Origin of the sequence: Chromohalobacter sp. 296-RDG (assembly GCF_029889885.1) — a bacterium.
Classification (GTDB): Bacteria; Pseudomonadota; Gammaproteobacteria; order Pseudomonadales; family Halomonadaceae; genus Chromohalobacter.
Genome location: NZ_JARANY010000019.1, coordinates 1 through 26,156 on the forward strand (window position 1 = coordinate 1; position 26,156 = coordinate 26,156).

The window sequence follows — 26,156 nt, forward strand, 5'->3', positions numbered from 1 at the left end:
GCTTAGCGCCGATGGTAGTGTGGGGCTTCCCCATGCGAGAGTAGGTCATCGTCAGGCATTTATTTCGAACCCCGGCCATTGGTCGGGGTTCATTCATTGAGGGCCTTCCCCTGGAGAGCCGCGTAGCGCCGCCCGGCGGAAGGCCGCCCCGGTCATTATCAGGCATTTAGTTCGACACCCCCGGCCAGTTGGTCGGGGGTGTCGTCGTTTGGGGCCGGAAAAATGCTGCAGGTTAGAAAAGCTGTGGGCGCACTCTGCGGCTAAGCTTGTCGCCTGACAGCGTAATTTATTGCGCTTTAGTCGGCTATGCTCCCCTGGCGGAGCGCATTTCGATAGAATGGCGTTTTTTCCCGACGGGGATGATCAGAATGACGATTGGTGATCTGATCCGTTTGCTGAGCGACGGTGAGTATCACTCCGGCGAACAATTGGGCGAGCAACTGGGCGTTTCACGCACAGCGGTCTGGAAGCAACTCAAGAAGCTGGAGAAAATGGGATTGCAGTTGGAGGCGGTGAAAGGGCAGGGATATCGTTTGTCCGAGCCGCTCGACCTGTTGTCCGGGCCGGCTATCATAGAGCGCCTGCCTGCAGAGCCGCGTCATCATTTGACCCGCCTTTTCGTCGAAGATGCGCTGCCTTCAACCAACACCTTTCTGCGCGAACGCTTTCAGCAGCACGCGGGGCATGCCGAGGTGTGCTTGGCAGAGAGCCAGAGTGAAGGGCGTGGACGACGCGGTCGTCATTGGATTTGTCCCTGGGGGGGTGGTTTGCTGTTCTCGCTGGGCTGGCGTTTCGATGAAGGCGCATCCGCGCTGGAAGGCTTGAGCCTGGCCGTGGGCGTAGTGCTAGCCGAAGTGCTCGAGGGCCTATCCGTGCCTGTGGCGCTGAAATGGCCAAATGACCTTTTGATGCGCCGGGATGTGGGCACTGCGAAGTTGGCAGGCATCCTGCTGGAAGTGAGTGGCGATGTTGCCGGCCCCTGTGAGGTGGTCATCGGCATTGGGCTGAATGTGGCTTTGCTTGAATCGGCACGAAACCGCGTGGAACAGCCCGTTGCGGCCCTGCATGACGTCAGGCCCGACGTTTCGCGCAATGCGCTGTCCGCGTCGCTGGTAGAGGCTTTGCTGGGAATGTTGCCTCTTTTCGAGCAACATGGCTTCGAGCCGTGGCGTGATGCCTGGAATCGTCGCAATGCCTATGCAGGGCGCGAGGTGGATGTCGCTCAGGGTGGGCGCACCTATACGGCTGTTGCCGGGGATGTGGATGCCACCGGGAATTTGCGAGTCAATGTGAATGGGGAAGCCCGGCTATTGGCCGGTGGTGAAATCAGCTTGCGCGCGCGCTCATGATTTTGGATCTCGATATCGGCAATACCTTGTCGAAATGGCGCCTGAAAGATGTTGCGAGCAGTGAAATTCGCTCTCGCGGGGCTGTCTGGACGCGGGAAGAGTGGCGGCCTGGTGCCGACATACCAGATCTCGATGTGGTAGAGGCTGTGCGTATCTCGAGCGTTGCGCGAGAATCCGTACTGCGCGATACCGTGACATTACTTCGGCGCCAGGTCGGTGTGGTGCACGTGGCGCGCTCGACTCCCGAAGCACTTGGTGTCAGCTGCGGTTATGATGAGCCCGAACGTCTTGGCGTCGACCGTTGGATGGGGGCGCTGGCCGGCTATCAGCTGACTGGGGGCTGTTGCAGTGTCGATTGCGGCAGCGCGATCACCATGGATTTTGTGTTGCCCGGTGGTCGCCATCTGGGGGGGTATATCATCCCCGGCCTGCGCTTGATGAAAGAAAGCCTCAAGCTGGGGACGCGTAATGTGGCCATTGACCCTGACAGTGAAGCAGATGAGCTATTGGCACCAGGGCGCAACACGGTTGAGGCGGTCAATCACGGGATTTACATGTCGGCAGTCAGCGCTGTTAATCGTATTTATAGCGAAGTATGTGACCGGGAAGGCGTTGCATTACCTCTGCTCTTGACTGGGGGAGATGCCCGGGTAGTGTCACGTGGACTGCGTATCCCGCATGCAGTATGGCCGGACATGGTCTATGCAGGGCTTGAAACATGCTACCCACTGACGGCGGCGGAGCGCGCTGGTCGGTTGGCCGGGGCGCCGTTGCCACCCCCTGTTCCTCCTCTGGAAAAAGTTAGGGCTGGGCTTGCATTCTCAATGCTGCTTTGACATACTGCTGCGCGCTTCGATTCGACAGGGTTATGGAAAAGCATTGTAAATTAAGTGCTTGACACAGTTCTCAAAACCCGTAGAATTTATCGCCGCGTTGGAGGGGTTCCCGAGTGGCCAAAGGGAGCAGACTGTAAATCTGCCGCGCAAGCTTCGAAGGTTCGAATCCTTCCCCCTCCACCAGATTAGATGCTTGACCGCCAGCCTTAGGGCGCAAGCGAAGAGTGGGCAGGCGGGCATAGTTCAATGGTAGAACCTCAGCCTTCCAAGCTGATGATGCGGGTTCGATCCCCGCTGTCCGCTCCAAGTTAAGCTCATGTAGCTCAGGGGTAGAGCACACCCTTGGTAAGGGTGAGGTCGACGGTTCAAATCCGTCCATGAGCTCCATTATTGGGCGAGGCTGGCTTCTCGTCTTGAGGAATGCAGCTGGGTTGCCTTCCTGGTTGTAGTTAGCTATCATGGCGCGCGCTGTAGAAAAGCCTACCAGCAAAGCGCCAGGTTGCAGAGTATAGGCCAGTAGCTCAATTGGCAGAGCAGCGGTCTCCAAAACCGCAGGTTGGGGGTTCGAGTCCCTCCTGGCCTGCCAGCCTTCCTCAGTGCTGGTTCTTCCTTTATTCTTTCTTGTTACGCTTGCCGCGCCTTAGGAGATCCTTTTCCATGAAACAAAGCGCCGAGGTGCAAGAGTCGCGTTTCGATGTCGCTAGATGGGCGGTTGCCGTCGTTCTTGTCGTTCTAGCGGTGGCAGGCAATGCTTATTTTGCCGATCAAGCGCTGCTGTATCGCGTGCTCGGTGTCGTGGTGCTTGGTGTAGCCGCTGCGGCGGTGGCATTGACCACGACCAAAGGGCGTGCGCTGACCGAGTTGGCGCGCGGGTCGCGTAAAGAAATTCAGCGCGTAGTGTGGCCGACGCGCCCCGAGACGATTCAGACCACCGCGATCGTCTTAGTGGCCGTAGTGTTGGTCGGCATTCTGCTATGGCTGATCGATACGCTTCTCGGCTGGGCCATGTCCGGCATCATAGGTTAGGAGTTTTCATGTCCAAGCGTTGGTACGTCATCCACGCCTACTCGGGTTTCGAAAAGCATGTGATGCGTTCTCTTCATGAGCGCATCAAGATGTATGGCATGGAAGACCAGTTTGGAGAAATTCTGGTGCCGACCGAAGAAGTCGTCGAGATGCGTGACGGCAAGCGTCGCAAGAGCGAGCGAAAGTTCTATCCCGGCTACGTGCTTGTCGAGATGGAAATGACCGACGCCACTTGGCACTTGGTGAATGAGACGCCGCGTGTCATGGGGTTCATTGGCGGTACGCCGGAAAAGCCGGCACCGATTACGCAAAAAGAAGCCGATGGCATCTTGCGTCGTGTGCAGGACGGTACGGACAAGCCGCGTCCCAAGACGCTCTTTGATCCAGGCGAAACCGTGCGTGTCGTAGATGGGCCTTTTGCCGATTTCAACGGTGTGGTGGAAGAAGTCAACTACGAGAAGAGCCGCTTGCATGTCAGCGTGCTGATCTTCGGGCGCTCGACGCCTGTCGAGCTCGAGTTTGCTCAGGTCGAAAAAGAATGAATTCAAGACGCCGGCTCGGTAGAAGCCGGTGTATGTCGTAGAGGTCCTAGGGCCTCTTTGAAACGGGGAGCCGCAAGGCGTTACCACCCAACTGGAGTCCAATATGGCGAAAAAAGTACAGGCCTATGTCAAGCTGCAGGTCGCAGCAGGTAAGGCCAATCCGAGTCCCCCCGTGGGCCCTGCGCTGGGTCAGCACGGCGTCAATATCATGGAGTTCTGCAAGACGTTCAATGCCGAAACTCAGGACATTGAGCCGGGCCTCCCAACGCCGGTCGTAATCACGGTCTATTCTGATCGTAGCTTCACGTTCATCACCAAGACGCCGCCCGCAGCAGTGCTGTTGAAAAAAGCGGCAGGAATCAAGACTGGCTCTGGTGTGCCGAACAAGACCAAGGTCGGTGCCGTGACACGTGAGCAGCTGGAAGAGATTGCCCAGACCAAGGAGCCCGATTTGACGGCTTCCGACCTTGATGCGGCTGTCCGCACCATTGCAGGCAGTGCCCGTAGCATGGGCCTCAACGTGGAGGGTCTCTGATCATGGCCAAGCTTACCAAGCGCGCGCAGATGCTCAGCGAAAAGGTCGACAATTCCAAGGTGTATAACCTGGAAGAAGCTGTCGCCCTATTGTCTGAAGTATCCGCGGTCAAGTTCAAAGAATCCGTCGAAGTATCAATCAACCTCGGCGTTGACCCGCGTAAATCCGACCAGGTCGTGCGTGGCGCTACTGTCATGCCGAACGGTACGGGCAAGACCGCCCGTGTCGCTGTCTTTGCGCAAGGCGCTGCTGCCGATGCCGCGACAGAGGCAGGTGCCGATGTCGTAGGGATGGACGAGCTGGCGGCAGATGTCAAAAAAGGCAATATGGATTTCGATGTAGTGGTGGCTGCACCGGACGCCATGCGTGTCGTTGGACAGCTGGGCCAGATCCTCGGTCCGCGTGGCCTGATGCCCAACCCCAAGGTCGGCACCGTAACGCCGGACGTCGCCACTGCCGTGAAGAACGCGAAGGCAGGCCAGGTTCGCTTTCGTACCGACAAGAACGGCATCATTCATGCCGCTATCGGTAAGGTGGATTTCGACGCCAATGCTATCAAGGGCAACCTCGATGCATTGATCGGTGACCTGAAGCGTCTCAAGCCGAGTACGTCCAAGGGCATCTACTTCAAGAAAATTACCCTGTCCACTACCATGGGGCCAGGGTTGACCGTGGATCACACGCCCTTCGTGTGAGTCGCGGGAAAGGCAGTAACTTTGCGGTCCCCGTGCACAGCGTCTAGGCGTGGCGGCGGGGCACCGTCAAAGACCGCAGGTGCCAAGCTTCGTCGAACGAGCATGGCTTAATGGACCTCAAAAGCCGCCTGCGCAGATGGTGTGGCCGCCAGTCTTCTGGTGAGCACCATCACCCCGGCCCCCTCTCGTGACAAGCGAAGATGGGGGAGATGGTAACCACTGGAACGCCCTGAAAGGCGTCCGGTACGAAGGAGTGATCACTGTGCCATTAGCACTCGAAGGCAAGAAAGCGATCGTTGCCGAGGTCAGTGAAGCCGCACAAGATGCGCTCTCCGTCGTCGTTGCCGATTCTCGCGGTGTGGCGGAAAGCGCCATGACTGAACTGCGCAAGCAGGCTCGCGAGAATGGCGTGCAAGTTCGTGTTGTGCGCAACACATTGGCACGCCGCGCCCTTGAAGGTACTCCTTGGGAGTGCCTCAACGAGACGTTCTCGGGTCCGACCATGTTGGCCTTTTCCTATGAGCATCCGGGCGCTGCCGCTCGTTTGTTCAAGGAGTTCGCCAAGAATGAGAAAGATTTCGAGATTAAGGCGCTGGCATACGAAGGTGAGTTCATCCCGGCTTCCGGCCTTGATCGCCTGGCGACGCTGCCGACACATGATGAAGCCATCGCCAAGCTGATGTCCGTCATGAAGGAAGCATCGGCTGGTAAGTTGGCTCGTACACTCGCTGCGTTGCGTGACCAGAAGCAGGAAGAAGCCGCCTAAGGGCAGGTTGAACCGACTGGCACGAACCCTGTATCAATGAGCGCTCATGACATGAGGCTCCCGCAAAGTTAGGAATTTGACAATGGCACTGACTCAAGAAGATATCATCAACGCTGTCGCCGAAATGTCCGTCATGGAAGTGGCTGAGTTGGTTTCTGCGATGGAAGAGAAGTTCGGTGTTTCTGCGGCCGCTGCTGTCGTGGCTGGCCCAAGTGGTGGCGAAGGCGAAGAAGCTGAAGAACAGACCGAGTTTGACCTGGTGCTGGCTGAAGCTGGTGATAAGAAGGTCAACGTCATCAAAGTGGTCCGTGAGATCACTGGCCTGGGTCTCAAAGAAGCCAAGGCAGCCGTCGACGGCGTCCCGGCAACCCTCAAGGAAGGCATGTCCAAGGAAGATGGCGACGAAGCCAAGACCAAGTTGGAAGAAGCTGGCGCATCCGTGGAACTCAAGTAACTCCGGTGACCATGGCTTTACGCGCTGCGTAAGCTTCATGGCTGGCGGCGGGTTTTCCCGCTGCCGGCCTTTTTCTGTTGCTGCTAGCCAGAATGTCACGTGTCTGACTAGACGAATTCCGACGGCGAGCTCTCGTAAGGGCTTGCCGTCAGCGCCTGATGGGAAGTCCCTTCAGGCGGCGCCGACCACGCACCGGTCACCCAAGGTGAACAAGCTGGGGAATACAGATGGCTTACTCATACACTGAGAAAAAACGCATCCGCAAGGATTTCGGCAAACTGCCACAAGTGATGGATGTGCCTTACCTGCTGGCCATTCAGCTTGATTCCTACTACGACTTCCTCCAGCAGGACCGGGCTATCGAAGAACGCCTTGACGTCGGCTTGCATGCTGCTTTCAAGTCCGTGTTCCCTATCGAGAGCTTTTCCGGCAATGCCGCTCTCGAGTATGTCAGCTACCGCTTTGGCACGTCGGCGTTCGACGTCAAGGAATGCCAACTGCGTGGTGTGACTTATTCGGCGCCGCTGCGGGTCAAGGTGCGCTTGATCATCTACGATAAGGACTCGTCCAACAAGGCGATCAAGGACATTAAAGAGCAGGAAGTCTACATGGGGGAAATCCCCTTGATGACCGAAAACGGTACCTTCGTTGTCAACGGTACCGAACGTGTCATCGTCTCCCAGCTCCATCGCTCGCCGGGTGTGTTCTTCGACCATGACAAGGGCAAGAGTCACACGTCCGGCAAGCTGCTGTACTCCGCGCGAATTATCCCGTATCGCGGTTCATGGCTGGATTTCGAGTTCGATCCCAAGGACAACGTCTACGTCCGCATCGATCGTCGCCGCAAGCTGCCGGCTACGGTGTTGCTGCGCGCGCTGGGCATGAGTGCCGAGGAGATCCTCGAGACGTTCTTCGACACCAGCACCTTCCATGTCGAGAAGAAAGGGTTCAGCGTCGAGCTGGTGCCGTCACGGCTGCGTGGCGAGACGGCGACCTTCGATATCCAAGATGGCGAGGGCAACGTCATCGTCGAGGAAGGTCGTCGCATTACCCAGAAACATATTCGCCAGATGGAAAAAGCCGGCCTCGAGCGCCTCGATGTGCCGATGGAGTACCTGTTCGGCAAGACGCTGGCCAAGGATCAGGTCGATCCGAATACCGGTGAGCTGGTATGCGAATGCAATACGGAAATCACCCCCGAGCTGCTTGAAACGCTCGGCCAGGCGGGCATCACCACGCTCGAGACGTTGTACACCAACGATCTCGACGCGGGCTCGTTCGTCTCCGATACGTTGAAGATTGACACCACGCGCTCTCCACTCGAGGCGCTGGTGGAGATCTATCGCATGATGCGCCCCGGAGAGCCGCCGACCAAGGAAGCGGCCGAGACGCTGTTCCATAACTTGTTCTTCACCGAGGATCGCTACGACCTTTCGGGCGTCGGTCGCATGAAGTTCAACCGCCGTCTGCGTCACGAAGGGGATACAGGTTCCGGGATTCTCGATAACCAGGACATCCTTGATGTTCTCCGCGAGCTGATCAATATCCGTAACGGTTTTGGTGACGTCGATGATATCGACCACCTGGGCAACCGCCGTATTCGTTGCGTTGGCGAGATGGCGGAAAACCAGTTCCGCGTCGGTCTGGTGCGTGTCGAGCGCGCGGTCAAGGAACGTCTCTCCATGGCCGAGAGCGAAGGCTTGATGCCGCAGGATCTGATCAATGCCAAGCCGGTGGCGGCCGCAGTGAAGGAGTTCTTCGGCTCCTCGCAGCTGTCCCAGTTCATGGACCAGAATAATCCGCTCTCCGAGGTCACGCACAAGCGTCGTGTGTCCGCGCTTGGGCCGGGTGGTCTGACCCGTGAGCGTGCCGGCTTCGAAGTGCGTGACGTGCATGCCACGCACTACGGCCGTCTTTGCCCGATCGAGACGCCGGAAGGCCCTAACATCGGCTTGATCAACTCGCTGGCGACCTACAGTCACACCAATAGCTACGGCTTCCTGGAAACGCCGTATCGCAGGGTAGATGATCGTCAGATCACCGATGACGTCGTGCACTTGTCGGCCATTGAGGAAGGTGACTTCATCATCGCCCAGGCCTCGGCGACGGTGGACGAGAACGGCAAGCTGGTCGACGATCTGGTGCAGGTACGTCACAGGGGCGAGACCACCTTCATGGCGCCGGACAAGGTCACGTTGATGGACGTGTCGCCGCGTCAGGTGGTGTCCGTGGCCGCAGCGTTGATTCCGTTCCTCGAACACGATGACGCCAACCGTGCCTTGATGGGCTCGAACATGCAGCGTCAGGCTGTCCCGACCCTACGTGCCGAGAAGCCGTTGGTTGGCACGGGCATGGAGCGTTTCGTTGCTCGTGACTCCGGTGTCTGTGCGATCGCGCGCCGCGGCGGGGTGATCGACTCGGTCGATGCCAAACGCATCGTGGTACGCATCAATGAAGATGAGATCATTGGCGGTGAAGCTGGCGTCGATATCTATAACCTGACCAAGTACTTGCGTTCCAACCAGAATACCTGCATGAACCAGCGCCCGATCGTACGCCCGGGCGATACCGTGGCAAACGGTGATATCCTGGCCGACGGGCCTTCCGTCGACATGGGGGATCTGGCGCTGGGTCAGAACATGCGCATGGCGTTCATGCCGTGGAACGGTTACAACTTCGAGGACTCCATCCTCATCTCGGAGCGTGTAGTCGAGGAAGACCGCTTCACCAGCATCCATATCCAGGAGCTGACCTGCGTGTCTCGCGATACCAAGCTGGGTGCCGAGGAGATTTCCTCGGACATTCCCAACGTCGGTGAAGCGGCACTTGGAAAGCTCGACGATGCAGGTATCGTCTATATCGGTGCCGAGGTCGGCCCTGGCGATATCCTGGTCGGCAAGGTCACGCCCAAGGGCGAAACCCAGCTGACGCCGGAAGAAAAACTGCTACGTGCGATCTTCGGTGAGAAGGCGTCCGACGTGAAGGACACCTCGCTGCGCGCGCCGACGGGTATGAAGGGCACGATCATCGATGTGCAGGTCTTCACTCGCGATGGCGTCGACAAGGATTCGCGCGCGCTCTCTATCGAGCAAAGCCAGCTTGATGAAGTACGCAAAGATCTTCAGGAAACGTACCGCATCGCCGAAGAAGCCACCTTCGAGCGCCTCAAGCGCACCTTGCTCGGTCAGCCGGTCAATGGCGGTCCTAAGCTCAAGAAAGGTGACGTTCTCGATGAAGCTTACCTCGACGAGCTACCACGCAGCCAGTGGTTCAAGCTGCGCATGCAGGACGAGGCGCTCAACGAGCTCTTGGCTCAGGCCGATGAGCAGCTGGAAACACGTCGCAAGGAGATGGACGAACGTTTCGAGGACAAGAAGCGCAAGCTGACTCAGGGCGACGACTTGGCGCCGGGCGTGCTCAAGATCGTCAAGGTCTATCTCGCCGTGAAGCGTCGCATCCAGTCCGGCGATAAGATGGCCGGCCGTCACGGTAACAAGGGTGTCATTTCATCGATCATGCCTGTCGAGGACATGCCATTCGATGACAATGGCGAGCCGGTCGACCTAGTGCTCAATCCGTTGGGTGTGCCCTCGCGCATGAACGTCGGTCAGGTTCTTGAGACACACCTGGGCATGGCGGCCTGGGGACTCGGGGTGAGGATCAACGAGATGTTGCGCGGTGCCCGCCAGCAGCAGATGGCGGAGATTCGCGACTTCCTGGGGCAAGTGTACAACACCGCCGAGACGCGCCAGGAGGATATCGACTCGCTCAGCGATGACGAGATCATCACCCTGGCGAAGAATCTGCGCAATGGCGTGCCGGTGTCGACGCCGGTCTTCGATGGTGCCAAGGAGCACGAGATCAAGCATCTCCTGAGCCTGGCCAACCTGCCGGATTCCGGTCAGATGACGCTCTATGACGGGCGTACGGGGGAAACCTTCGATCGTTCCGTGACGGTGGGCTATATGTACATGCTCAAGCTCAACCACCTGGTCGACGACAAGATGCACGCCCGTTCCACCGGCTCGTACTCGCTGGTGACCCAGCAACCGCTGGGCGGTAAGGCGCAGTTCGGCGGACAACGCTTCGGTGAGATGGAGGTCTGGGCGCTGGAAGCCTATGGCGCGGCCTATACCTTGCAGGAAATGCTGACCGTCAAGTCCGACGACGTGGAAGGCCGTACCAAGATGTACAAGAACATCGTCGACGGCGACCACTCGATGCAGGCAGGCATGCCGGAATCCTTCAACGTATTGGTGAAGGAAATCCGCTCGCTGGGTATTGATATCGAGCTGGAAGGCTGAGCGTTTCACGCTGACGAATGACGGTCCGCGGGGCCTCTAGAGGCCCCGCTCATGACAACTCCGCTACGGAGCCGACCCCATGAAAGATTTGGTGAAAGTCCTCAAATCGCAGGCACAGTCCGAAGAATTCGATGCGATCAAGATTACGCTCGCGTCGCCGGACTTGATCCGCTCTTGGTCCTATGGCGAGGTCAAAAAGCCTGAGACCATCAACTACCGTACGTTCAAGCCTGAGCGTGATGGCCTGTTCTGCGCCAAGATCTTCGGTCCGGTCAAGGATTACGAGTGCTTGTGCGGTAAGTACAAGCGCATGAAGCATCGTGGCATCATTTGCGAAAAGTGCGGCGTCGAGGTCACTAAGGCCGCTGTGCGCCGCGAGCGTATGGGTCATATCGAACTGGCTGCGCCGGTGGCGCATATTTGGTTCCTCAAGTCGCTGCCGTCACGCATCGGCTTGTTCCTGGACATGACCCTGCGCGATATCGAGCGTGTGCTCTATTTCGAGAGCTTCATGGTCATCGATCCAGGCATGACCACGCTTGAGCGCGGCCAGCTGCTTAGCGATGAGCAGTACTTCGAAGCGTTGGAAGAATTCGGCGACGACTTCGATGCCCGCATGGGTGCCGAAGCCGTACAGGCGTTGCTCAATGATGTCGATCTCGAAGAAGAGATCGAGCGCCTGCGCGAAGAAGTTCCGCAGACCAACTCCGAAACCAAGATCAAGAAGCTTTCCAAGCGCTTGAAACTGCTGGAAGCCTTCTACAAGTCCGGCAACGACCCGGCGTGGATGATCATGGAAGTGCTACCGGTACTTCCGCCGGATCTGCGTCCGTTGGTGCCGCTGGACGGCGGTCGTTTCGCGACCTCGGATCTCAACGATCTGTATCGCCGCGTGATCAACCGCAACAACCGCCTGAAACGCCTGCTCGATCTCAATGCGCCGGATATCATCGTACGCAACGAGAAGCGGATGCTGCAGGAATCTGTCGATGCGCTGCTCGACAACGGTCGTCGCGGCCGTGCCATCACTGGTTCCAATAAGCGTCCGTTGAAGTCGCTGGCCGACATGATCAAGGGCAAGCAGGGGCGTTTTCGCCAGAACCTGCTGGGCAAGCGTGTCGATTACTCCGGCCGTTCCGTCATCACCGTCGGTCCGACCCTGCGCCTGCACCAGTGCGGTTTGCCCAAGAAGATGGCGCTTGAGCTATTCAAACCGTTCATCTACTCCAGGCTACAAGCGAACGGCCAAGCGTCGACCATCAAGGCCGCCAAGAAGATGGTCGAGCGCGAGCTACCGGAAGTGTGGGACATCCTCGCCGATGTCATCCGCGAGCATCCGGTCATGCTCAACCGTGCCCCGACGCTGCACCGCTTGGGTATCCAGGCCTTCGAACCGTTGTTGATCGAAGGCAAGGCGATCCAACTGCATCCGTTGGTGTGCGCGGCGTATAACGCCGACTTCGACGGCGATCAGATGGCCGTACACGTTCCGTTGACGCTGGAAGCACAGCTCGAGGCGCGGACGCTGATGATGGCCACTAACAATGTGCTGTCGCCAGCTAACGGCGAGCCCATCATCGTACCGTCCCAGGACGTCGTGCTGGGTCTATATTACATGACCCGCGAGAAGGTCAATGCCAAGGGCGAAGGCATGGTTTTCTCCAATCTCGACGAAGTCGAGCGTGCGTTCGGGACCGAGAGTGTGTCGATGCATGCGCGTGTCAAGGTACGACTCACCGAATACGATCGGGACGATGACAGCGGCGAACTGACCGCCAAGACCTCGCTGCGCGATACGACGGTGGGGCGTGCCTTGTTGTTCCGTATCCTTCCCAATGGGATGCCTTACGAGCTTGTCGATCAGCCGATGAAGAAGAAGGCGATTTCCGGCTTGATCAACGCCGTCTATCGTCGTGTGGGGCTCAAGGATACGGTCATCTTCGCCGACCAGTTGATGTATACCGGGTTCCGTCTGGCGACTTGGTCGGGTGCATCGATCGGGGTCAACGACTTCGTCATTCCCGACTCGAAGAGGGAAATCGTCGACGGCGCCGAGGAAGAGGTCAAGGAAATCGAAGACCAGTTCTCCTCTGGTCTGGTGACTGCGGGCGAGAAGTACAACAAGGTCATCGATATCTGGGCCAAGGCCAACGACAAGGTCGCTAAGGCGATGATGTCGGGAATCTCCAAGGAGGTCGTCACCGACCGTAATGGCGAGCAGGTCGAGCAGGACTCCTTCAATAGCGTCTTCATCATGGCCGACTCCGGGGCTCGCGGTAGTGCTGCTCAGATCCGCCAGTTGGCAGGGATGCGCGGGCTTATGGCGAAGCCGGATGGCTCGATCATCGAGACGCCGATCACTGCCAACTTCCGTGAAGGCCTGAACGTACTGCAGTACTTCATCTCGACGCACGGCGCTCGTAAAGGGTTGGCGGATACGGCACTCAAGACCGCCAACTCTGGTTACCTGACGCGTCGACTGGTGGACGTGTCTCAGGATCTGGTAGTGACCGAAGAGGACTGCGGTACCTATGAAGGGTTGACGGTACATCCGGTCATCGAGGGCGGTGACATTATCGTCTCGCTGGCACAGCGTGTACTGGGTCGCATCGTGGCGCAGGACGTTGTTGATGCGCAGACCGAGGAGGTGTTGATCCCGCGCGGTACCCTGCTTGACGAAGCCTGGTGTGCCGAACTCGATACCATGGGTGTCGACGAGATCATCGTGCGCAGTGCCATCACCTGCGAAACGGCACACGGTGTGTGCTCGGCGTGCTATGGCCGTGACTTGGCGCGTGGCCATCAGGTCAACACCGGCGAGGCCGTCGGTGTCATCGCAGCGCAGTCGATCGGTGAGCCGGGTACCCAGCTCACCATGCGTACTTTCCACATCGGGGGGGCTGCATCGCGTGCCTCGGCCGTCGATAGCGTTCAGGTCAAACACGGCGGCACGGTGCGCCTGCATAACATCAAGCATGTTGAGCGCAATGACGGCAAGCTCATCGTTGTGTCTCGCTCGAGTGCCCTGGCCGTTGCTGACGAGCATGGTCGCGAACGTGAGTACTACAAGTTGCCGTATGGTGCCGAGCTGTCGGTGCGCGACGGCGACATGGTCGATGGCGGGACGCCGGTCGCCAAGTGGGATCCGCATACTCACCCGGTTGTGGCCGAGGTCACGGGCCGGGTCCAGTTCAGCGATATGGAAGAAGGCAGCACTATCCACCGTAGCGTGGACGAGATGACCGGCCTGTCGAATATCGAGGTGATCGAGACCGCCGCGCGCCCAACTTCCGGCCGTGACAAGCGCCCGATGATCATGCTGCTCGACGAAAATGGTGAGTATGTCACGCTGCCGGGCTCCAATACTCCGGTGCAGTACATGCTGCCTGGCAAGGCCATCATCGCCGGTGAAAACGGCGATCAGGTTGGGGTTGGTGAGGTTATCGCGCGTATCCCGGTTGAAGCGTCCGGTAACAAGGACATTACCGGCGGGCTGCCGCGTGTCGCCGACTTGTTCGAGGCACGCAAGCCTAAGGAACCAGCGATTCTGGCCGAGGTCACCGGGACCATCAGCTTTGGCAAGGAAACCAAGGGCAAACGTCGCCTGACGGTCACGCCTGAAGAAGGTGAACCGGTCGAGATGCTGATCCCCAAAGGGCGTCAGATCGGCGTGTTCGAAGGCGAGACGGTGGAGAAAGGCGAGGTCATCTCCGAGGGTCCCAGTAATCCTCACGATATTCTACGCCTGCTCGGGACCGCGGAACTGGCCAAGTACATCACGGTCGAGATCCAAGACGTCTATCGCCTGCAGGGTGTGGTTATCGATGACAAGCACATCGAAGTGATCGTGCGCCAGATGCTGCGTAAGGTGGAAATCACCGATGCCGGGGATTCTTCCTTCATTACCGGCGATCAGGCGGAGTATGTCCGCGTCCTCGAGGAAAACGCACGCCTGGCCCAGGAAGGCAAGTTCCCGGCCAAATGCGAGCGTCTGCTGCTGGGTATCACCAAGGCAAGCTTGGCAACCGAGTCGTTCATCTCGGCGGCATCGTTCCAGGAAACCACCCGCGTATTGACCGAGGCGGCGGTCTCCGGCAAGCGCGATTATCTGCGCGGCCTCAAGGAAAACGTTGTGGTGGGTCGCTTGGTGCCGGCCGGAACCGGCTTGGCGCATCACGCCGAGCGGCGTCGCAAGCGTGAAGATGATGAGCACACGGTCAATCCGTCGGCCTCCGATGTCGAACAGGAGCTGGGCGCACAGCTCACCGCGCTGGACGCCGACGACGAAGACCTCTAGGCGTATGCCGTCAAGTCCGGCGCCCACGTGGTGGCGGACTTGACGAGGCTCGTCGCCAGACATTAGAATGCGCTGCCTTTAACAGTGGGGTGGGTACGTCCTGTCCCAATGTTGAAAGGTTTGGCAACCATTGGAGTCAGCTACAGATATGGCAACGATCAATCAGCTCGTGCGCAAGCCGCGCAAGCGCCCGGCCGCCAAGAGCGACGTGCCGGCGCTGCAGTCTTGCCCGCAAAAGCGCGGGGTTTGCACCCGTGTCTACACTACCACTCCGAAGAAGCCGAACTCGGCGCTTCGTAAGGTTTGCCGCGTGCGCCTGACGAATGGCTACGAAGTCGCTTCCTATATCGGTGGTGAAGGTCACAACCTGCAGGAACACTCCGTGGTCCTGATCCGCGGCGGTCGTGTAAAAGACTTGCCGGGTGTGCGTTATCACACCGTTCGCGGTGCGCTGGATACTTCCGGTGTTCAGAATCGCCGTCAGGGCCGTTCCAAGTACGGTACCAAGCGTCCCAAGTCTTGATCGCTGAGCGATCAAGACATCAACTACTATCGGTCAGATAAGAGTAAGGTCGAGCGCGCGATGCGTCGTCTCGAGTTTACCTGAAAGACCCTTCGAAACGAGGGCTTATCATGCCTAGAAGAAGAGTTGTCGCCAAACGCGAAATCCTCCCGGATCCGAAATTCGGAAGTGAGCGTCTGGCCAAGTTCATGAACCACCTGATGATCAGCGGCAAGAAATCTGTAGCTGAGCGCATTGTCTACGGTGCGCTGGACAGGGTTGCCGAACGTAACAAAGATGAGCCGCTGGAAACCTTCGACAAGGCGCTGGAAACAATCCAGCCGATGGTTGAGGTCAAGTCTCGCCGCGTTGGCGGTGCGACCTATCAGGTGCCCGTGGAAGTCCGTCCTTCTCGCCGTCAGGCCCTGGCCATGCGCTGGCTGGTGGATGCGGCGCGCAGTCGTGGTGAGAAGACCATGGTGCAGCGCCTCGCTGGCGAAATGCTGGACGCCGCCGAAGGCAAGGGTGCTGCTGTGAAGAAGCGTGAAGACGTGCATCGCATGGCAGATGCCAACAAGGCCTTCTCTCACTACCGCTTCTAACCAACGGGGTATTCCATCGTGGCACGCAAGACTCCGCTTAATCGCTACCGTAATATCGGTATCGTGGCTCACGTCGACGCCGGGAAGACTACCACTACCGAGCGTGTCCTGTTCTATACTGGCCTGTCTCACAAGGTCGGCGAGGTGCATGATGGTGCCGCCACCATGGACTGGATGCAGCAGGAGCAGGAGCGTGGTATCACGATTACCTCCGCTGCGACCACTTGCTTCTGGCAGGGGATGAGCAAGCAGTTCGACGAGCATCGCATCAATATCATCGATACGCCGGGGCACGTCGACTTCACGATCGAAGTCGAGCGCTCCTTGCGCGTTCTCGACGGTGCCGTCGTCGTGCTTTGTGGTTCCTCCGGGGTTCAGCCGCAGACCGAAACGGTTTGGCGCCAGGCCCACAAGTATGAAGTTCCGCGCATGGTGTTCGTCAACAAGATGGACCGCGCCGGTGCCGATTACTTCATGGTACTCGACCAGCTCAAGCAAAAGCTGGGGGCCAATACGGTCCCGATCCAGATCAACTGGGGCGCGGAAGATAACTTCAAAGGGGTTGTCGACCTGATCCAGATGAAGGGGATCCTCTGGGATGAGGCCAATCATGGCATGAACTATGAGCTCGTCGATATTCCCGATGAGCTCAAGGATACTGCTGCCAAGTACCGTGAGCAGATGGTCGAAGCCGCCGCCGAAGCGTCCGAAGAGCTGATGGACAAGTACCTCGAAGAGGGCGACCTTTCCGAGGCAGACATCAAGGCTGGCTTGCGTCGCCGTACCCTGGATAACGAGATCGTTCTGGTGACGTGCGGTAGCGCGTTCAAGAACAAGGGCGTCCAGGCGGTACTCGATGGCGTGATCGAATATATGCCGTCGCCGACCGAAGTCAAGGCTATCGAAGGTGAGCTTGACGATAAGGATGGCACCATCGCCACGCGTGAAGCGGACGATAAAGCGCCTTTTGCCGCGCTGGCCTTCAAGATCGCTACTGACCCGTTCGTGGGGACGCTGACCTTTATTCGCGTCTACTCGGGTGTGCTCAAGTCCGGTGATAGCATCTTCAATTCCGTGAAGAGCAAGAAGGAGCGCGTGGGCCGTATCGTCCAGATGCACTCCAATTCACGCGAGGAGATCAAGGAAGTCTATGCGGGCGACATCGCTGCCTGCATCGGGCTCAAGGATGTTACTACTGGCGACACTCTCTGTGATCTGCAGGACAAGATCATTCTTGAGCGCATGGAATTTCCGGATCCGGTGATCTCGGTCGCCGTGGAGCCGAAGTCCAAGCCCGACCAGGAGAAGATGGGGACCGCGCTGGGCAAGCTGGCTCAGGAAGATCCTTCTTTCCGCGTCAAATCCGATGAGGAAACCGGTCAGACGATCATTTCTGGCATGGGCGAGCTCCACCTCGACATCATCGTCGATCGTCTGCGTCGTGAATTCAAAGTCGACGCCAATATCGGTAAGCCTCAGGTAGCCTACCGCGAGACGGTTCGCGCCAGTGTCGAGCAGGAAGGCAAGTTCGTTCGTCAGTCGGGTGGTCGTGGTCAGTACGGTCACGTGCTGCTGCGCATTGAGCCGCTGACGCCCGAAGATAAAGGCGAAGACGAAGAAATGAACTTCAAGTTCGCCTCCGAAATCGTCGGTGGTGTGGTTCCCAAGGAATACGTGCCGGCCGTCGAGAAAGGGGCCTATGAGCAGCTGCAGAACGGTGTCATTGCGGGCTATCCGATGATTGACGTCAAGGTCACGCTGTTCGATGGTTCCTACCATGACGTGGACTCGAACGAGACTGCGTTCAAGGTTGCCTCTTCCATGGCGATCAAGGAAGGCGCGCCGAAGGCCAAGGGCGTGCTGCTGGAGCCGGTAATGAAGGTTGAGGTCGTGACTCCCGAAGAATTCATGGGGGACGTCATGGGCGACATTAACCGCCGCCGTGGCCTCGTTCAGGGCATGGAGGATTCGCCGTCTGGCAAGATTATCCGTGCCACGGTGCCGCTGGCTGAGATGTTCGGTTACGCGACCGATTTGCGCTCTCAGACCCAGGGCCGCGCAAGCTACACTATGGAGTTTGCGGATTACGAAGAGGCGCCCTCCAGCGTCGTTGAAGCCGTCATCAACCAGAATGGTTAACCGTTAGCTAACGTAAAGAGGTTATAGCAGTGGCTAAGGAAAAATTTGAACGTAACAAATCGCATATCAACGTCGGTACCATCGGTCACGTCGACCATGGCAAGACCACGCTGACTGCGGCACTGACTCGCGTTTCCGCAGAAGTTTTCGGCGGCGACTGGCGTGAATTCTCCACGATCGATAACGCGCCGGAAGAGCGTGAGCGCGGTATCACCATCGCGACGGCTCACGTCGAATACCAGTCCGAGGAGCGCCACTACGCGCACGTCGACTGCCCGGGGCACGCCGACTATGTCAAGAACATGATCACCGGCGCCGCGCAGATGGATGGCGCGATTCTGGTCTGTTCCGCGGCTGACGGCCCGATGCCGCAGACGCGTGAGCACATCCTGCTGTCTCGTCAGGTTGGTGTTCCGAACATCGTCGTGTTCTTGAATAAGGCCGATATGGTCGACGACGCAGAGCTCCTCGAGCTGGTCGAAATGGAAGTTCGTGAACTCCTCAACGAGTACGACTTCCCGGGCGATGACTGCCCGATCATCACCGGCTCCGCTCTGATGGCGCTGGAAGGCAAGGATGACAACGGCATGGGTACCACCGCCGTTGCTAACCTCGTTCGTGCTATGGATGAGTACATTCCCGAGCCCGAACGTGCCATCGATCAGCCGTTCCTGATGCCGATCGAAGACGTGTTCTCGATTTCTGGTCGCGGTACCGTTGTGACTGGTCGTGTCGAGCGCGGCGTCGTCAAGAGCGGTTCAGACGTCGAGATCGTGGGTATGAAAGATACCGCCAAGACGACCGTTACTGGCGTTGAGATGTTCCGCAAGTTGCTCGACGAAGGTCGTGCTGGCGAGAACATTGGCGCGCTGTTGCGTGGCACCAAGCGTGACGACGTTGAGCGTGGCCAGGTGCTGGCCAAGCCGGGTACTATTACGCCCCACACTACCTTCGAAGCTGAAGTCTATGTGTTGTCCAAGGAAGAAGGCGGTCGTCACACGCCATTCTTCAAGGGCTATCGTCCGCAGTTTTACTTCCGGACCACGGACGTAACCGGAACCTGTGAGCTGCCGGAAGGCGTCGAAATGGTCATGCCGGGCGATAACGTCCAGATGACTGTGACGCTGATCGCGCCGATCGCCATGGAAGACGGCCTGCGCTTCGCGGTTCGCGAAGGTGGGCGTACCGTGGGAGCCGGTGTTGTCGCCAAGATCATCCAATAAGGGCTCCGTCCTTCGATGATCGAAGGGGGCTCCCTTGGGAGCCCCCTTTCTGTGCATGTTTGACAGTCACTGTCAGCCTGCCTATAATGCGCATCCTTTGAATGCGTGGGTAGACGGCTCGCGCCGTCGACATCCATTGGAGTTTAAGGCTAATGCAGAACCAAAAGATTCGCATTCGGTTGAAGGCCTTTGACCATCGCCTGATTGACCAGTCCGCGCAAGAAATCGTGGATACCGCGAAGCGTACCGGTGCTCAGGTCCGTGGTCCGATCCCGCTGCCGACTAATCGCGAGCGCTATACCGTATTGGTTTCGCCGCACGTCAACAAAGACGCGCGCGATCAGTACGAGATTCGCACTCACAAGCGTGTGCTCGACATTGTCGAACCCACGGAAAAAACCGTAGACGCGTTGATGAAGCTCGACCTCGCCGCTGGCGTGGATGTGCAAATCAAGCTCGACTGACCACACTAGTCACTAGCGGCTTTTCTATAAAGTCGTCACGCCGTGATGGCGTCATACAATGTGCTAGTGGAATGCTCTGGAAAGGGCAGCCATAGCGGGTGACAGCCCCGTACACTAAAGGAGACTGAACATGACTATCGGTTTGGTCGGTAAAAAGAGCGGCATGACCCGCATCTTTACCGAAAATGGCACCTCCGTGCCCGTAACCGTTATCGAGGTCGAGCCGAATCGCGTGACTCGCGTCAAGACTGTCGACACCGACGGTTATAGCGCGATTCAGGTGACTTCGGGATCCCGCAAGGCCAAGCATCTGACCAAGGCTGCCGCAGGGCAGTACGCCAAGTCAGGTGTCGAGGCCGGTCGTGCATTGATGGAGTTTCGCCTGGCAGAAGGCGAAGACGCTCCTGAAGTGGGCGGCAACATCACCGTATCCCTCTTTGAAGCCGGTCAGAAAGTCGATGTGACTGGCACCTCTAAAGGCAAGGGCTTCCAGGGCGCCGTCAAGCGCTGGAATTTCCGTACCCAAGACAATGGCCACGGCAACTCGCTTGCGCACCGCGCACCGGGCTCCATCGGTATGTGCCAGACGCCGGGTCGCGTCTTCAAGGGCAAGAAGATGGCCGGTCAGCTGGGCAATGAGCGCGTGACCGTCCAGAGCCTGGAAATAGTGCGCGTCGATGCCGAGCGTAACCTGCTTCTGGTAAAAGGCGCCGTGCCGGGTGCGACCGACTGCGAAGTCACCGTACGCAGTGCCGTTAAAGCTCGCTGAGGGGTATGAGACCGATGAATTTGAATCTCGCAGGTGCCGAAGCAGGCACTGTCGAAGTGTCCGACGCTACCTTCGGTAAAGAGTTTAACGAGTCGCTGGTCCATCAGGTCGTGACTGCGTATTTCGCAGCCGGTCGCCAGGGGACTCGTGCACAGAAGACTCGCGCCGAAGTGCGTGGCGGCGGTAAGAAGCCGTGGCGTCAAAAAGGTACTGGTCGTGCGCGTGCCGGTACTATCCGCTCGCCATTGTGGCGTAGCGGCGGCGTTACTTTTGCAGCACGCCCCCAAGACTACACCCAGAAAGTCAACCGCAAGATGTACCGCGCGGCCATGCGCTCGATTCTCTCTGAGCTGGTCCGTCAGGAACGTCTGACCGTCGTTGACAGCATTGCGGTGGATGCCCCCAAGACCAAGCAGCTGATTGCCAAGCTGAAGGACCTGGATCTCGAGAAAGCGTTGATCGTCACCGAAGATATCGACGAAAAGCTGTTTCTCGCCGCGCGTAACATTCCCTACGTCGATGTGGTGGATGTCGCGGCTGCCGATCCGGTGAGCCTGATTGCCTTTGATAAGGTGCTGGTCACCGTTTCCGCTCTGCGTAAATTCGAGGAGAAGCTGGGATGAACCAGGAACGCGTATTCAAGGTTCTGCTCGGGCCTCACATGACCGAGAAGGCCGCATTCGCCGCCGAAAACAACCAGTACGTGTTCAAGGTGGCCCAGGACGCGACCAAGCCCGAGATCAAGAAAGCCGTCGAAGCGCTCTTCGAGAAGAAGGTCGTTGGTGTGCAAGTCTTGAACGTCAAGGGTAAGACCAAGCGCACGCAGCACGGTGTTGGTCTGCGCAAGGGATATCGCAAGGCATACGTCACACTGGCGGCCGGCGAGACTCTCGAAGACTTCTCTGGCGCCGAGTAAGGCAGGAGTACGGATCATGGCAGTTGTTAAGACCAAACCCACGTCCGCCGGTCGTCGTCACGTCATCAAAGTCGTCAACGACGGGCTCTACAAGGGCCGTCCTTATGCCGGTCTGTTGGAGAAGCAATCCAAGAGCGGCGGTCGTAACAATAACGGTCGCATCACTACCCGTCATGTCGGGGGTGGTCACCGTCAGCATTATCGTGTGATCGATTTCAAACGTGCCAAGGATGGCGTTGCCGCCGTCGTTGAGCGCCTTGAATACGATCCCAATCGTAGCGCCAACATTGCGCTGCTCAAGTATCTGGATGGCGAGCGTCGCTACATTATCGCTCCGCGTGGTGTGAAAGCGGGCGACCGCTTGGAGTCCGGCGTCAATGCAGCGATCAAGCGTGGTAACGCGCTGCCGCTGCGTAACATTCCGGTAGGGTCTACCGTGCACTGCATTGAGATGAAGCCCGGCAAGGGTGCTCAAATCGCGCGAAGTGCCGGTGCCAGTGCCCAACTGGTAGCACGTGAAGGCAACTACGCCACTGTGCGTCTACGCTCCGGCGAGATGCGCAAGATTCTGGCCGAATGTCGTGCGACCTTGGGCGAAGTGGGCAATTCCGAGCACAGCCTCCGTCAACTTGGCAAGGCCGGTGCGAAGCGCTGGAGAGGTGTGCGCCCGACGGTTCGCGGTGTCGCGATGAACCCGGTCGACCATCCACATGGTGGTGGTGAAGGCCGCACCAGCGGTGGCCGTCATCCGGTCAGCCCATGGGGTATCCCCACCAAGGGCCACAAGACCCGCAAGAACAAGCGCACCGACAAGCTGATCGTCCGTCGCCGCAAGGCCCGGAAGTAAGATCGAACGCCAAGACATTAAGAGGTAACGGCTGTGCCACGTTCACTGAAGAAAGGTCCTTTTATTGACCTTCATCTGCTGAAGAAGGTTGAGACTGCAGCGGAAAAGAGCGACCGCAAACCGATAAAGACCTGGTCGCGTCGCTCCATGATCCTACCCAATATGGTCGGGCTCACCATTGCAGTCCATAACGGACGTCAACATGTCCCGGTGCATGTCTCCGAGGAAATGGTTGGCCATAAGCTGGGCGAATTCGCTGCCACCCGCACCTACCGCGGCCATGCGGCGGACAAGAAAGCCAAACGGTAAGCCAGAGAGGTTAGAGAGATGGAAGTCACTGCAAAGCTGCGTGGCGCTCGTTTATCCGCCCAGAAGGCCCGTTTGGTGGCTGACCTGGTGCGCGGTAAGCCGGTCGCCGAAGCACTGGATTCGTTGACGTACTCGCCGAAGAAAGCGGCGAAGGTCGTCAAGAAAGTGCTTCAGTCCGCCATCGCGAATGCGGAAGAAAACAATGGCATGGACATCGACGAGCTGCGTGTCTCGACCATCTGCGTCGATGAGGGCATGACGCTTAAGCGCATCCAGCCTCGCGCCAAAGGCCGTGCGGATCGCATTTTGAAGCGCACTTGCCACATCACCGTCAAGGTAGCCGAGAAGTAGGAGTCGACCAGATGGGTCAGAAAGTAAATCCGACAGGTATTCGGCTAGGCATCGTTAAGGATCACCGCTCCGTCTGGTACGCCGAGCGTGGTGCTTATGCCGATAAGCTGAATAATGACCTCGAAGTGCGTCGTTTCCTGGAGCAGCGTTTGAAAAACGCCTCTGTGAGCGACATCACCATCGAGCGTCCAGCCAATAACGCACGCATCACCATTCACACCGCCCGTCCGGGCATCGTGATTGGCAAGAAGGGCGAGGATGTCGATCGCCTGCGTCGCGATCTCTCCGAGATGATGGGCGTGCCGGTGCACGTCAACATCGAGGAAGTCCGCAAGCCGGAACTCGACGCTCAACTCGTCGCACAGAATGTGTGCGGTCAGCTCGAGCGCCGCGTAATGTTCCGTCGTGCCATGAAGCGCGCTGTACAGAACGCCATGCGCCTAGGCGCCGGCGGCATCAAGATCCAGTTGTCAGGGCGTCTTGGTGGTGCAGAAATCGCGCGCACCGAATGGTACCGCGAAGGTCGCGTGCCGCTGCACACGCTGCGCGCCGACATCGATTACGCCACTTACGAAGCGCACACCACTTACGGCGTTATCGGCGTCAAAGTGTGGGTCTTCAAGGGTGAAATCCTCGGCGGCATCGAGGAAGTGCGTGCCAAGCAGAAACAAGCTCAGGCACCGGGGCCCAAGAAGAAAGGTTCCAAGTAAGGGGAGAGTGATCGATGTTACAACCCAAGCGTACGAAATTTCGCAAGGTGCAGAAAGGTCGTAACCGCGGTCTTGCGCATCGCGGAAGTAAGGTGAGCTTCGGTGAGTACGGCCTGAAAGCCACCGGTCGCGGACGCGTCACTGCTCGCCAGATCGAAGCCGGCCGTCGTGCCATTACGCGTCACGTCAAGCGTGGCGGCAAGATCTGGATCCGCGTCTTCCCGGATAAGCCAATCACCGAGAAGCCGCTGGAAGTCCGTATGGGTAAGGGTAAGGGCTCCGTTGAATACTGGGTGGCCCAAATCCAGCCCGGGAAGGTGCTTTACGAGATCGAAGGCGTTTCCGAGGAGCTGGCGCGCGAGGCTTTTGACCTGGCCGCCCAGAAGTTCCCGGTCTCCACCACCTTTGTAAAACGGACGGTGATGTGATGAAAGCCCAGGAAATTCGTGAAAAATCAGTCGAAGCGCTTCAGCAGCAGCTGCTCGAGCTCCTCCGGGAGCAGTTCAACCTGCGCATGCAGAAGGCCACCGGTCAGCTGAGCCAGACTCATCTGCTCAAGCAGGTGCGTCGCGATATCGCTCGCGTTAAGACTGTGCTCAATGAGAAGGCAGGTGACTGAGATGGCTGAAGAAAATAATGCTCGCACACTAAATGGCAAGGTCGTGAGCGACAAGATGGACAAGTCCGTCGTCGTTCAGGTCGAGCGCCGTGTTCGGCATCCTATTTACGACAAGTACGTGAAGCGCTCCACCAAACTGCACGCCCATGACGAGGCGAACCAGGCTCGGGTCGGTGACACGGTCTCTATCGAAGAGTGTCGCCCGATCTCCAAGTTGAAAGCCTGGACGCTGGTCGAGGTGGTCGAGCAGGCCAAGGGCTGAGCAGGCCAGAGCCTTTCACCAGTGCAGTCAGTTTAGGTTTGGAGAAAACCGATGATTCAGACGCAGACAAAGCTGGATGTCGCCGACAACAGCGGCGCGCGCCGGGTGCAATGCATCAAGGTGCTGGGCGGGTCACACCGCCGTTACGCGCGTGTTGGTGACGTCATCAAAGTGACGGTCAAGGAAGCGATTCCGCGAGGCAAGGTCAAAAAAGGCCAAGTCCTCAAGGCCGTCGTGGTACGTACCAAGAGTGGTGTCCGTCGTACAGACGGTTCACTGATCCGCTTCGATGGAAATGCGGCCGTTCTGTTGCAAAACGCCAACGAGCAGCCGATCGGTACCCGTATCTTCGGGCCGGTTACGCGTGAGCTTCGCAACGAGAAGTTCATGAAGATCATTTCCCTGGCGCCTGAAGTGCTGTGAGGAGCGAGGCGGATATGCGTAAGATTAAACGTGACGACGAAGTGATCGTCATTGCCGGCAAGGACAAGGGTAAGCGCGGCACAATTAAACGGGTCCTGGATGGGTCCTATGTCGTGTCCGGTGTGAACATGGTCAAACGTCACACCAAGCCTAACCCCATGCAAGGCAAGCAGGGGGGTATCGTCGAGCGTGAGGCCCCGATTCACGGATCCAACGTGGCCATCTTCAATCAGGAGACCGGCAAGGCGGATCGCGTCGGCTTCCAGATTCAGGAAGACGGTACCAAGGTACGTATCTACAAGTCGACGCAAAAGCAGATCGACGCCTAACGCGAGTCGGGTAGCAAAATGGCGAACTTGAAAGAACGTTATCAGAACGAGGTGGCAGCTCAGCTCCAAGAGCAGTTCAGCTACGCCAACGTGATGCAGATACCGCGGATCACCAAGGTGACCCTTAATATGGGCATCGGCGATGCGACCAGTGACAAGAAGCTGATCGACAACGCCGTTGGCGACCTGGAGAAACTCTCCGGTCAGAAGCCGGTAGTGACCAAGGCGCGCAAGTCAATCTCAGGCTTCAAGGTCCGCGAAAGCTGGCCGATCGGCATCAAGGTGACTTTACGTCGCGAACGGATGTGGGATTTCCTCGATCGTCTCGTGAACGTCGCGATTCCGCGCGTTCGTGACTTTCGTGGTCTGAACCCCAAGTCCTTCGATGGTCGTGGCAACTACTCTATGGGTGTGCGTGAACAGATCATCTTCCCCGAGCTCGAATATGATAAGATCGATCGTATTCGCGGGTTGGATGTCACAGTCACCACTACTGCCAACACCGATGAAGAAGGCCGTGCGCTGCTGAGCGCGCTGAACTTCCCGTTCAAGAAATAAGGGTGGGATCATGGCAAAGAAAAGCATGATTGAGCGTGAGCTCAAGCGCGCGAAGCTGGTAGACAAGTACGCGGCCAAGCGTGCCAAGCTCAAGGCTGTCATCTATGACGTCAACGCTTCTGATGAAGAGCGCTTCGATGCCCAACTGAAGCTTCAGGAGTTGCCGCGCGATTCCAGCCCGGTACGTCAGCGTAATCGCTGCCACGTAACCGGTCGTCCGCATGGCTTCTACCAAAAGTTCGGCTTGGGCCGCAATAAACTGCGTGAAGCCGCCATGCGTGGCGACGTACCTGGGCTCAAGAAGTCCAGCTGGTAAGCTACGCGAGAAT

Annotated in this window: 29 protein-coding genes and 4 tRNA genes; all 33 read left to right on the forward strand. The window is 58.2% G+C overall.

What is annotated here, in order from left to right; all coding sequences use genetic code 11:
* The first annotated feature begins 368 nt into the window (after positions 1–368).
* The 33 genes from OP495_RS09190 (at position 369) to rpsN (ending at position 26,143) form a co-directional block, all read left to right on the forward strand.
* Positions 369–1,349, forward strand: a complete 981-nt coding sequence (locus OP495_RS09190) for a biotin--[acetyl-CoA-carboxylase] ligase (protein ID WP_280564031.1) — start codon at positions 369–371, stop codon at positions 1,347–1,349.
* Positions 1,346–2,185 carry a type III pantothenate kinase gene (locus OP495_RS09195; RefSeq protein WP_280564032.1) on the forward strand — a complete coding sequence of 280 codons (840 nt, stop codon included), beginning with the start codon at positions 1,346–1,348 and terminating at the stop codon, positions 2,183–2,185. Before OP495_RS09190 ends, OP495_RS09195 begins: the two co-directional genes overlap by 4 nt.
* 99 nt (positions 2,186–2,284) lie before the next feature.
* A tRNA-Tyr gene (locus OP495_RS09200) sits at positions 2,285–2,368 on the forward strand.
* Positions 2,369–2,417: 49 nt separating this feature from the next.
* Positions 2,418–2,491: transfer RNA gene (locus OP495_RS09205), tRNA-Gly, on the forward strand.
* Positions 2,492–2,497: 6 nt separating this feature from the next.
* Positions 2,498–2,572: transfer RNA gene (locus tag OP495_RS09210), tRNA-Thr, on the forward strand.
* Between the two features lie 123 nt (positions 2,573–2,695).
* A tRNA-Trp gene (locus OP495_RS09215) sits at positions 2,696–2,771 on the forward strand.
* 71 nt (positions 2,772–2,842) lie between these two features.
* On the forward strand, positions 2,843–3,211 hold the full coding sequence (gene secE, locus OP495_RS09220) for a preprotein translocase subunit SecE (RefSeq protein ID WP_280564033.1): 369 nt from the start codon (positions 2,843–2,845) through the stop codon (positions 3,209–3,211).
* An 8-nt stretch (positions 3,212–3,219) separates the two neighbouring features.
* Positions 3,220–3,753 (forward strand): transcription termination/antitermination protein NusG, encoded by a 534-nt coding sequence (gene nusG / locus OP495_RS09225; RefSeq protein ID WP_280564035.1) that lies wholly within the window; start codon positions 3,220–3,222, stop codon positions 3,751–3,753.
* Between the two features lie 103 nt (positions 3,754–3,856).
* Entirely contained in the window at positions 3,857–4,288 is a 432-nt protein-coding gene (rplK, locus tag OP495_RS09230; protein WP_280564037.1) for a 50S ribosomal protein L11, read from the forward strand.
* A 2-nt stretch (positions 4,289–4,290) separates the two neighbouring features.
* Positions 4,291–4,983: a 50S ribosomal protein L1 gene (gene rplA, locus OP495_RS09235; RefSeq protein WP_280564039.1), complete on the forward strand. Its 693-nt coding sequence runs from the start codon at positions 4,291–4,293 to the stop codon at positions 4,981–4,983.
* Positions 4,984–5,245: 262 nt separating this feature from the next.
* Complete coding sequence (gene rplJ, locus OP495_RS09240) at positions 5,246–5,749, forward strand: 50S ribosomal protein L10 (RefSeq protein WP_280564141.1); 504 nt, start codon at positions 5,246–5,248, stop codon at positions 5,747–5,749.
* An 82-nt stretch (positions 5,750–5,831) separates the two neighbouring features.
* Entirely contained in the window at positions 5,832–6,203 is a 372-nt protein-coding gene (rplL, locus tag OP495_RS09245) for a 50S ribosomal protein L7/L12 (RefSeq protein WP_280564041.1), read from the forward strand.
* Between the two features lie 227 nt (positions 6,204–6,430).
* A complete protein-coding gene (gene rpoB, locus OP495_RS09250; protein ID WP_280564043.1) occupies positions 6,431–10,507 on the forward strand; it encodes a DNA-directed RNA polymerase subunit beta in 4,077 nt (1,358 codons plus the stop codon).
* Positions 10,508–10,586: 79 nt separating this feature from the next.
* Complete coding sequence (gene rpoC, locus OP495_RS09255) at positions 10,587–14,804, forward strand: DNA-directed RNA polymerase subunit beta' (RefSeq protein WP_280568718.1); 4,218 nt, start codon at positions 10,587–10,589, stop codon at positions 14,802–14,804.
* Between the two features lie 148 nt (positions 14,805–14,952).
* Positions 14,953–15,327 carry a 30S ribosomal protein S12 gene (rpsL, locus tag OP495_RS09260; protein ID WP_040239433.1) on the forward strand — a complete coding sequence of 125 codons (375 nt, stop codon included), beginning with the start codon at positions 14,953–14,955 and terminating at the stop codon, positions 15,325–15,327.
* Positions 15,328–15,437: 110 nt separating this feature from the next.
* Entirely contained in the window at positions 15,438–15,908 is a 471-nt protein-coding gene (gene rpsG / locus OP495_RS09265; protein ID WP_280564048.1) for a 30S ribosomal protein S7, read from the forward strand.
* An 18-nt stretch (positions 15,909–15,926) separates the two neighbouring features.
* Positions 15,927–18,047, forward strand: coding sequence for an elongation factor G (gene fusA / locus OP495_RS09270; RefSeq protein WP_280564050.1), 2,121 nt, complete (start codon positions 15,927–15,929; stop codon positions 18,045–18,047).
* Between the two features lie 29 nt (positions 18,048–18,076).
* Positions 18,077–19,270, forward strand: a complete 1,194-nt coding sequence (gene tuf, locus OP495_RS09275) for an elongation factor Tu (protein ID WP_280564052.1) — start codon at positions 18,077–18,079, stop codon at positions 19,268–19,270.
* Between the two features lie 152 nt (positions 19,271–19,422).
* Entirely contained in the window at positions 19,423–19,734 is a 312-nt protein-coding gene (rpsJ, locus tag OP495_RS09280; RefSeq protein WP_040239425.1) for a 30S ribosomal protein S10, read from the forward strand.
* 130 nt (positions 19,735–19,864) lie between these two features.
* Entirely contained in the window at positions 19,865–20,503 is a 639-nt protein-coding gene (gene rplC, locus OP495_RS09285) for a 50S ribosomal protein L3 (protein ID WP_280564053.1), read from the forward strand.
* 14 nt (positions 20,504–20,517) lie between these two features.
* Entirely contained in the window at positions 20,518–21,126 is a 609-nt protein-coding gene (gene rplD, locus OP495_RS09290; protein WP_280564054.1) for a 50S ribosomal protein L4, read from the forward strand.
* Positions 21,123–21,419 (forward strand): 50S ribosomal protein L23, encoded by a 297-nt coding sequence (gene rplW / locus OP495_RS09295; protein ID WP_280564056.1) that lies wholly within the window; start codon positions 21,123–21,125, stop codon positions 21,417–21,419. The genes rplD and rplW overlap by 4 nt, the downstream gene beginning before the upstream one ends.
* 16 nt (positions 21,420–21,435) lie before the next feature.
* Positions 21,436–22,266, forward strand: coding sequence for a 50S ribosomal protein L2 (rplB, locus tag OP495_RS09300; RefSeq protein WP_280564059.1), 831 nt, complete (start codon positions 21,436–21,438; stop codon positions 22,264–22,266).
* Positions 22,267–22,299: 33 nt separating this feature from the next.
* Positions 22,300–22,575 (forward strand): 30S ribosomal protein S19, encoded by a 276-nt coding sequence (gene rpsS, locus OP495_RS09305; RefSeq protein ID WP_280564062.1) that lies wholly within the window; start codon positions 22,300–22,302, stop codon positions 22,573–22,575.
* An 18-nt stretch (positions 22,576–22,593) separates the two neighbouring features.
* The gene (rplV, locus tag OP495_RS09310) at positions 22,594–22,926 is read left to right on the forward strand and encodes a 50S ribosomal protein L22 (RefSeq protein WP_280564065.1); all 333 of its coding nucleotides are present in this window, start codon (positions 22,594–22,596) and stop codon (positions 22,924–22,926) included.
* An 11-nt stretch (positions 22,927–22,937) separates the two neighbouring features.
* Positions 22,938–23,636: a 30S ribosomal protein S3 gene (gene rpsC, locus OP495_RS09315; RefSeq protein ID WP_040239410.1), complete on the forward strand. Its 699-nt coding sequence runs from the start codon at positions 22,938–22,940 to the stop codon at positions 23,634–23,636.
* Positions 23,637–23,650: 14 nt separating this feature from the next.
* Entirely contained in the window at positions 23,651–24,064 is a 414-nt protein-coding gene (rplP, locus tag OP495_RS09320; RefSeq protein WP_280564068.1) for a 50S ribosomal protein L16, read from the forward strand.
* On the forward strand, positions 24,064–24,255 hold the full coding sequence (gene rpmC, locus OP495_RS09325) for a 50S ribosomal protein L29 (RefSeq protein ID WP_011505737.1): 192 nt from the start codon (positions 24,064–24,066) through the stop codon (positions 24,253–24,255). Before rplP ends, rpmC begins: the two co-directional genes overlap by 1 nt.
* A 1-nt stretch (position 24,256) precedes the next feature.
* Positions 24,257–24,517, forward strand: coding sequence for a 30S ribosomal protein S17 (gene rpsQ, locus OP495_RS09330; RefSeq protein ID WP_280564070.1), 261 nt, complete (start codon positions 24,257–24,259; stop codon positions 24,515–24,517).
* Positions 24,518–24,568: 51 nt separating this feature from the next.
* Positions 24,569–24,940, forward strand: coding sequence for a 50S ribosomal protein L14 (rplN, locus tag OP495_RS09335; protein ID WP_280564071.1), 372 nt, complete (start codon positions 24,569–24,571; stop codon positions 24,938–24,940).
* Between the two features lie 14 nt (positions 24,941–24,954).
* Entirely contained in the window at positions 24,955–25,269 is a 315-nt protein-coding gene (gene rplX, locus OP495_RS09340) for a 50S ribosomal protein L24 (RefSeq protein WP_247621433.1), read from the forward strand.
* Between the two features lie 18 nt (positions 25,270–25,287).
* Positions 25,288–25,827, forward strand: coding sequence for a 50S ribosomal protein L5 (gene rplE / locus OP495_RS09345; protein WP_280564072.1), 540 nt, complete (start codon positions 25,288–25,290; stop codon positions 25,825–25,827).
* A gap of 10 nt (positions 25,828–25,837) precedes the next feature.
* Entirely contained in the window at positions 25,838–26,143 is a 306-nt protein-coding gene (rpsN, locus tag OP495_RS09350) for a 30S ribosomal protein S14 (protein ID WP_280564073.1), read from the forward strand.
* Positions 26,144–26,156 lie beyond the last annotated feature (13 nt).